The organism is Virgibacillus sp. M23, assembly GCF_034190895.1.
In the GTDB taxonomy this organism is placed as follows: domain Bacteria; phylum Bacillota; class Bacilli; order Bacillales; family Amphibacillaceae; genus Virgibacillus; species Virgibacillus salarius.
The window spans coordinates 115,288-123,559 of record NZ_JAWDHA010000005.1; the positions used below are offsets into that span (position 1 = coordinate 115,288).

Sequence of the window (8,272 nt, forward strand, 5' to 3'; positions counted from 1 at the left end):
TCCAGTTGTATGGAGGCAACTGACTTTTGAGAAACCATTTTGTATAAGCAGAGACCTTTAGGAGAAGAAACAATGACACAAAAACTTCGTATTGGAAAAATTGCTACGTTACTTGCAATGCTAGATGAGCAAGAACGAGCGTCCTATCAATCGATAGTTCCAGATGTCCAAATTTGTGAAGGAAAAGTTGGATCAATGGATATGCAAAAAGTGATTTCCGCAGTAGAAACGGCAGTGAAACGAAGCAAGCTAATTCAAGAAGGCGTTTATCGAGAAACACATGCACTTTATCATGCAATTTTAGAAGGATTAGAAGGGGTTACTAGAGGGCAGTGGGCAATTGGTGAAATGATGCGTACCGTTGGGTTACGATTCGCTGTTGTTCGTGGGAACCCATATGTAAATCCTGAAGAAGGTGAATGGATTGCCGTTGCCTTTTACGGTACCATTGGAGCTCCAATAAAAGGCTTGGAGCATGAAGCTGTCGGACTAGGTGTTAATCATATTTAATTATATAAATCATTACCTAAAGTGAGTAGACATGAGGAGGTGATGGTGGCTTATTTGTATGCCATTATCGCCTCTTTTTTATTGTATTAATGAAAAGGGGGAAGCGTAATGATTGAGCTATCAGGAGATTCTTTAACCATAGATCAATTGAAACGCATCTGTATTGAACAGGAGCAAATTACCATTTCAAAAACTAGTATGGAAAAAGTTCGAGAAAGCAGATTAGCTGTGGATAACATTGTTGCCAATAAAGAAATTGTTTATGGGATTACGACCGGTTTTGGGAAGTTTAGCGATGTTATGATTGAGGCAAAAGACGTAGAGGATTTACAATTACATTTAATTCGTTCACATGCCTGTGGAGTTGGTAATCCATTTGAAGAAAAGGTATCGCGTGCAATGATGGTCCTTCGCTTAAACGCACTATTAAAAGGGTTCTCTGGCGTACGTCCTGTGCTCGTTGAGCTATTAGCAGATCTAGTTAATGAGCGAATACATCCTGTTATTCCTGAGCAAGGTTCTCTGGGGGCATCAGGAGATTTAGCTCCATTAGCGCATTTAGCCTTAGTGATGATCGGTGAAGGGAAAGTCTTTAATGAAAAGGGAGAAGCGGTTGATGCTGCCTCGGTTCTTTCTAAAAAACAGCTTCAACCAATTGTATTACAAGCAAAGGAGGGGCTAGCACTAATTAATGGAACCCAAGCGATGGTAGCAGTTGGTGTCATGAATTATATAGAAGCCGAAAAGCTAGCCTATGACAGTGAGTGGATAGCTGCGTTAACGATGGAGGGATTGCAAGGGATTATCGATGCTTTTCATCCAGCTGTTCATGAAGTACGAGGGTATCCACAGCAAGTAGCGGTGGCTAAGCGAATGACAGCTTGGTTAGAAGGCAGTCAATTAATTACTCATCAAGGAGAAAAACGGGTCCAAGACGCTTATTCCTTGCGTTGCATTCCTCAGGTTCATGGGGCAACATGGCAAGCACTGGATTATGTAAAGGAAAAATTAGAAATAGAAGCAAATGCTGCAACAGATAATCCACTTATTTTTGATGGGGGAAAGCTGGTTATCTCAGGGGGCAATTTTCATGGTCAACCGATTGCGATAGCTATGGATTTTCTGAAAATTGCGGTTGCTGAACTTGCCAATATTTCTGAACGACGTGTAGAGCGTTTGGTTAATCCACAGTTGAATGACTTACCGGCATTTTTAAGTGCTCAGCCTGGGCTACAATCTGGAGCCATGATTATGCAATATGCTGCAGCGTCGCTCGTATCTGAGAATAAAACGTTAGCTCATCCAGCCAGTGTCGACTCGATTCCGTCATCGGCTAATCAAGAGGATCATGTCAGTATGGGGACAATAGGTTCTCGACATGCTAGGCTGATCATAAATAATACAAGACGTGTGTTAGCAATTGAATGCATATGTGCTCTTCAAGCAGTGGAAAGCACAGGGATAGACAAAATGGCCGGTAAACTAAAAGAAAAATGGGAAGCATATCGGAAGGTCGTGCCAACGATAAGTGAAGATCGGATTTTCTCAACAGATATAGAAGAAGTTGCTTCGCTTTTAAACGTTAAAAAGGGGGATTATGCAACGGATCTCCAGCTAGATATAACTTGACATACAAAGGATGAATTATTAGAATTATCAATAATTATATCTTATGTAATTAAATAGGAATAATTGAAAACCATTGCATTTTGGGGGAAATATACTTAGCAATTAGAGGTCGATGTAGAGGGATTCTGCAAGAGAAACTTCTATAAAACAAAACCCCAACTGATTGGAGTTTCACATTATTGATGTAGTGGACAGAAAAGAGAGAATTATAATGAAGAGGAGTTTGCAGAAATGTCTAAACAAGCAATTCAACAAATGAAATTATCAATGCGTCTACCAGTCATTATGGCACCGATGTTTTTAGTGTCTAGTCCTAAAATGGTCGTGGCAGCTTGTCGTGCTGGAATTGCTGGGACTTTTCCAGCATTAAATGCAAGAACTAGTGATATTTTAGAAGACTGGATGCATCAAATTAATACGGAAATTGATGTACTCAAAGAAAAAGAACCGACGAGGAAAATCGCACCTTGGGGTATAAACTTTATTACTCATCGTTCCAATAAGCGGTATACGGAAGATTTAAAATTAATTGAAAAATACCAGCCACCCATTGTTATTACATCTTTGGGGGATCCTAGTCCAGTTGTCGAGATTGCCCATCAGTATGGTGGCGTAGTTTTTTCCGATGTCATTAATGTAAAGTTTGCCAAAAAGGCGATTGAAAAAGGTGCTGATGGTTTGGTACTTGTTGCCAGTGGAGCTGGCGGCCATGCTGGAGTATTAAATCCAATTCCGTTTATTCATGAAGTCCGTTCATTTTTTGACGGACCTATCGTACTTGCAGGTGGTATGTCGGAAGGAGAAGATATCCTTGCATCAGAAATTCTAGGTGCTGATTTTGTTTATATGGGAACACGATTTATACCTTCTGAAGAAAGTGGAGCACCTGATGCATATAAGCAAATGATTGTTGAATCATCGATTGAAGATATTATTTATACAGATGCATTTAGTGGTGTTAACGCGAATTATTTAATTCCTAGTATTGTAAAAGCTGGGCTTGATCCAAATCAATTAGAAAAGAAACAAGAAATTAACTTTGAAAAATTGGATAATCCAGAAGTAAAGGCATGGAAGGATGTATGGGGTTCTGGTCAAGGAATTGGCGCGATTGACAAGGTTCAATCAATTGAGAGAATTGTTAGTGAGCTAGAGGAGTCGTATACAAAAGCAACGCGAAATATTGTCAGTCAGGATAATACTATGACACAAACATAATGTGAAAATGTCTTTGAAAGGGCTCCATATATGAAGTATCCACTGACACAGATGGATTTTATACAACGAATAGAAACAGGAATTTAACGTACTTCCGAAAGAAGTCTCCATCTTCAAGCGTGTGAAGGGCGTAGCCCAACGGTAAGAGGATGAATTTCGGTTGGGCGACAGCCCAAAGGCTTTTTTCCTTTTTTGCTCAAAGCACAACCCAACAGTGAATTATCGAAATTCATCAATGCCTATAAAAGTGCCAGTTCAAGACTTAGCAAGAGGGATTTTCCTCATGTCCGTAAAAAGTTATGGAAAGAAATGTTTTGGTCAAGAAGTTTTTGCTTGTTGACGACTGGCGGTTCGCCTATTGAAGTAGTAAAAAAATATATTGAAAATCAAAGGATAAAGTGAGGTGATTTGATATGGCTAAACAAAATAAAGCGTACAAGTTTAGATTGTATCCAACAGATGAACAGGCTTTGGTTATACGTAAAACCTTCGGTTGCGTTCGCTTTGTCTATAACAAAATGTTAGCAGAACGAAAAGAAACGTATGAAACCCTAAAAGATGATAAAGAAGCATGGAAAAAGGTAAAACATCCTGCCCCTGCCAATTACAAAAAAGAATACGAATGGCTAAAAGAAGTCGATTCATTAGCGTTGGCAAACGCTCAACTAAATTTAGATAAGGCATATAAAGCCTTCTTCAAAGGGCATGCCAGGTTCCCAAAATTCAAAAGCAAACGCCATAAACAAAGCTACACAACGAATGTCGTCAATGGAAATATTCAGTTGTTGGATGGTCATATCAAATTACCTAAATTAAAAATGGTCAAAATCAAGCAACATCGAGCAATTCCTTCGGAGTACACCATCAAATCTTGTACCTTGTCTATGACTTCATCAGGAAAATACTATATTTCGATTCTTACAGAGTACGAGAAGGAGATAAAAAGGAAGGAAATTGAAAAAGTTGTTGGCTTAGACTTTTCAATGGATGGGTTGTTTGTTGATAGTGAGGGTGAGAAAGCCAATTATCCTAAGTTTTATCGACAAATACTTAATAAATTAGCAAAAGAACAACGTAAACTTTCTCGTAAAAAGAAAGGCTCTGCAAATTGGAATAAACAACGTATTCGAGTAGCTAACATTCAAGAGAAAGTTGCCAATCAACGCAAGAACTTTCTTCACCATAAATCAAAGGAATTAGTGTCTAACTTCGATGCTGTTGTGATTGAAGATTTAGACATGAAAGGAATGTCACAAGCACTTAAATTCGGTAAAAGCGTAGCTGAGAATGGATGGGGAATGTTCACTTCTTTCTTACAGTACAAACTAAAAGAACAAGGGAAACAACTTATCAAAATTGATAAATGGTTCCCATCTACCAAAACTTGTTCGAGTTGCGGAAATACCCAACCAATGCCTATAGAAATTAGAACATACGCTTGTTCGTGTGGGCTAAATCTCGATAGAGATTATAATTCAGCGCTTAATATCAAAAAAGAAGGCATTCGCTTATTAGCAAGTGCCTAATGAAAATATAAACTCTTGGAACAAGAGGGTTAGCTTGGTCCATTTCGTCAGCTACCAAAAGTGGCGATTACCCAAGAAGCCCCCACTTCAAGCAACCCGTAAGGGTGGTAAGTGGTGGGAGTAGTTCACTAAGAGAATCAGCAGATGAAATTCCTAAAAGTGAATGAACTATCGATCAAATGTTGTGCCATAGCCAACGTTTGGTCGGTAGTTTTTTATTAGTCTAGTCTAGGAAAATATAAAATTTGCCTATGTGGATAAATTTGGGCGTGTTGAGCGGCGTCCAGCTCCAGCGTCCAGAAACGAGGCGACTTCATGAATCTCTCTATGATAAGTCATCATCAGTTCGCAAGCACACCGTGATTCCTTTTTTCCGTTGACTCGGTCCAGTCGCTGCGTTTATAATCGGGCGCTTTTGCTCTTATATTCTATTTATAGTTTTAAACTATAGAAATATAAAATTTGCATATTAGTAATTATATGTATAGTTATTTATAATAAATAATATATTTTCTGAATAAGCAAAATATGTAGGTAGTGAGGTGTTGATATGTATAAATTGCCAAATAGACAAACGTGGCAAGGTAGAGTGGATAGTAAAATAGACAAAGATAGCTTTCGCATTCATCAACGTGTGATATGTAACTCTACGGATGATGATTTTGAAAGCGCTTTTTGTCTTGTTGGTTTTGAATCTGACGAGGGTGTTCGAAGGAATAAAGGGAGAATTGGTGCTGCAAAGGCTCCTGATGAAATAAGAAAAAGTCTTGGTAAACTACCCTATCTCTTTGAAGATACAGCTTCAATTATCGATGTTGGAAATGTAGTATGCGAAGGAGAAAGCTTAGAAGCTGCGCAGGCAGAATTAGCGGATCGCGTTGATCAAATATTTAATAAAAGATCCACGCCAATTATTCTTGGTGGAGGACATGAAACGCTGTACGGTCATTATCTCGGAATTAGGAAGTATGTGGGAGAAAACACATCGATAGGTATTATAAATATAGATGCACATTTTGATTTGCGCCAGGATAGTAGACCTTCATCTGGGACTATGTTTAGGCAGATTTTAGAACAGGATAAGCAAGCAGGCTATTTATGTTTAGGAATTCAACCATTCGGTAATACAAAATCTCTGTTTCAGGTTGCAGAGCAGCTTGGATGTATTTATGTGTTAGAAGAATCACTAGCTCTACACAACATACAAAAACAATATGGAGTTATTGATCAATTTTGTAACCAGTACGATGTCATTATCGTTACGCTATGTACAGACTCGATTGCTTCTTCTGCAGCCCCAGGAGTTAGCGCACCGTCCCCTTTTGGACTGGACCCTGTTGTCGTAAGAACGTTATTACGTCATATTGTTGCTAAAGAGAATGTATGTAGCTTTGATATATCAGAGGTAAATCCTCTTTTAGATGAAAATGGACGAACTACAAAGCTAGCTGCTTATCTAGTGGCGGAGGTTTTGCATAATTTTAATAATACAGTTCAATGAGAGAGAATGTTACATTTTAATATTTCAACGATGAATATATCGAATTTCCCAGTTGTTTAACATATGAAGGAGGGACAACATGACATTAGAAATGAATCAAGTTACGACATTGTTTATTGCAATAGCTGTATTTCTTCTTGGGGGATACCTTAATAAAAGAATTAGATTCTTAGAGAGATTTTGTATACCTGCTCCTGTTGTTGGGGGGCTACTTTTCGCTATACTTGTAACACTACTAAAAGGACTTCATCTTGTAAATATTAATTTGGATACATCTTTACAAAGCTTATTTATGTTAACTTTTTTCACTACTGTAGGTTTGGGTGCAAGCTTTGGTTTAATCAAATTAGGTGGAAAGCTTTTGATCATTTATTGGTTATCATGTGGATTTCTTGCACTAGCACAAAGTGTTATTGGAATATCTTTTGCAACGCTTTTAAACTTAGATCCACTTATCGGTGTAATGGTTGGAGCTACATCAATGGAAGGTGGTCATGGTGCCGCAACTGCATTTGGTACAACCATTGAAGAGCTTGGAGTTGACTCTGCATTATCCATTGGATTAGCTGCTGCTACTGTAGGATTAGTAGCTGGCGGACTGATTGGTGGGCCAATTGTAAAATATTTAATCAAGAAATACAATCTGAAGTCTACGGAGCGGGCAACAGAGGAAAGTGCTGTTACGGTTGAAGCTAAAACAGAAGCAAGCTCTATTAATTCTAAAACATTTATGACACAAGCTTTTATTATTACTTTATGTATGGTATTAGGCTCTTATTTAGGAGAGCTATTCTCAAATGTAACCGGTTTTGTACTGCCCGGATATGTAAGTGCCATGTTTGTTGCTGTAATCGTTCGAAATGTGCTTGATCGATATGATAAAACATTAATTGAGATGAAAAGTATTGGAATTATAGGTGATATTACATTGGGTATCTTTTTATCAATGGCTCTTATGAGTATTAAATTATGGGAAGTTGCTAATTTAGCATTGCCATTATTAGTCATTGTTATCGTACAGGTACTATTTATAGCTTTATTTGGTATCTTTATATTATTTAGATTGCTAGGAAAGAATTATGATGCGGCAGTGATGGTTGGTGGTTTCACAGGGCATGGGCTAGGCGCTACTCCAAATGCCATTGCTAATATGGATGCAATAGTCAACCGATACGGTCCCTCTAAAAAAGCATTTTTAGTTGTTCCTTTAGTTGGAGCTTTCCTAATCGACGTCTTCGCAATGCCAATTATTATCACTTCTATAAATTTGTTTAGTTAAAAGGGAAAACCGGTCCATTTTTATGAAGCAGTTTTCTTACTATGAACGAGGATTAAAAGGAATGGTTATGTTTATAATTAAGTAAGTCAAAAAAAGTGCTGCTTCATCCGAATCTCCTTTTTCTGCTGGATTATCAGAGTATTTTTCTCTCTTTATCAAAAAATGATTAACCTTCACAGTTAAACCTTCATTATCCATCTAGTTCGAAAGTATAAGAATACGGTGCTATCGAGAACCCCTCGATAGCCTTTACTTCTAAGTTAAGAAAGTATAAAATTAGTGCAATGACTGCGTTAAGCCAAGTAGTTATTTTGAAATGTTAGATGTATATTGGCAATGCTCCGACTAATTACTTCGCTTTCCGTGGGCACGGCCTCAACTAACTTTGCAAAGAAGAACACGTTGCAAAGTGGATTTTCGGCTCGCGCTAATCCCGCAGGAGTCTACGTAATTAGTCTCCGCTATGCGAAGGTGCAACAATTTTGTCATAAGTAATAGGTTGACTTTTTTTACAATGGGTAAAGTGAAAATCGTTATCCGTGAGTATAAAAGCAGCTGTGTTACTTCATGCTAGCGTTGTAGAGCCTGATAATAGCGAAGGCCGGCCAC

The 8,272-nt window shown here is 38.1% G+C and carries 6 protein-coding genes and 1 pseudogene; all 7 read left to right on the plus strand.

The annotated features are described in order from the left end of the window. Positions 1-72 precede the first annotated feature (72 nt). On the plus strand, positions 73-510 hold the full coding sequence (gene hutP / locus RVS70_RS03420; RefSeq protein ID WP_166530238.1) for a hut operon transcriptional regulator HutP: 438 nt from the start codon (positions 73-75) through the stop codon (positions 508-510). Positions 511-618: 108 nt separating this feature from the next. Continuing rightward, on the plus strand, positions 619-2,139 hold the full coding sequence (hutH, locus tag RVS70_RS03425; protein ID WP_121603759.1) for a histidine ammonia-lyase: 1,521 nt from the start codon (positions 619-621) through the stop codon (positions 2,137-2,139). A 231-nt stretch (positions 2,140-2,370) separates the two neighbouring features. Further along, complete coding sequence (locus tag RVS70_RS03430) at positions 2,371-3,357, plus strand: NAD(P)H-dependent flavin oxidoreductase (protein ID WP_121603758.1); 987 nt, start codon at positions 2,371-2,373, stop codon at positions 3,355-3,357. 192 nt (positions 3,358-3,549) lie between these two features. Next, a pseudogene (gene tnpA, locus RVS70_RS03435) lies at positions 3,550-3,759 on the plus strand (IS200/IS605 family transposase); the annotation flags it as partial. Positions 3,760-3,770: 11 nt separating this feature from the next. Continuing rightward, positions 3,771-4,883 (plus strand): transposase, encoded by a 1,113-nt coding sequence (locus RVS70_RS03440; RefSeq protein WP_321132512.1) that lies wholly within the window; start codon positions 3,771-3,773, stop codon positions 4,881-4,883. Positions 4,884-5,433: 550 nt separating this feature from the next. Beyond that, complete coding sequence (gene hutG / locus RVS70_RS03445; protein WP_026679605.1) at positions 5,434-6,384, plus strand: formimidoylglutamase; 951 nt, start codon at positions 5,434-5,436, stop codon at positions 6,382-6,384. Positions 6,385-6,463: 79 nt separating this feature from the next. Beyond that, the gene (gene gltS / locus RVS70_RS03450; protein ID WP_026679606.1) at positions 6,464-7,663 is read left to right on the plus strand and encodes a sodium/glutamate symporter; all 1,200 of its coding nucleotides are present in this window, start codon (positions 6,464-6,466) and stop codon (positions 7,661-7,663) included. Positions 7,664-8,272: the final 609 nt, after the last annotated feature.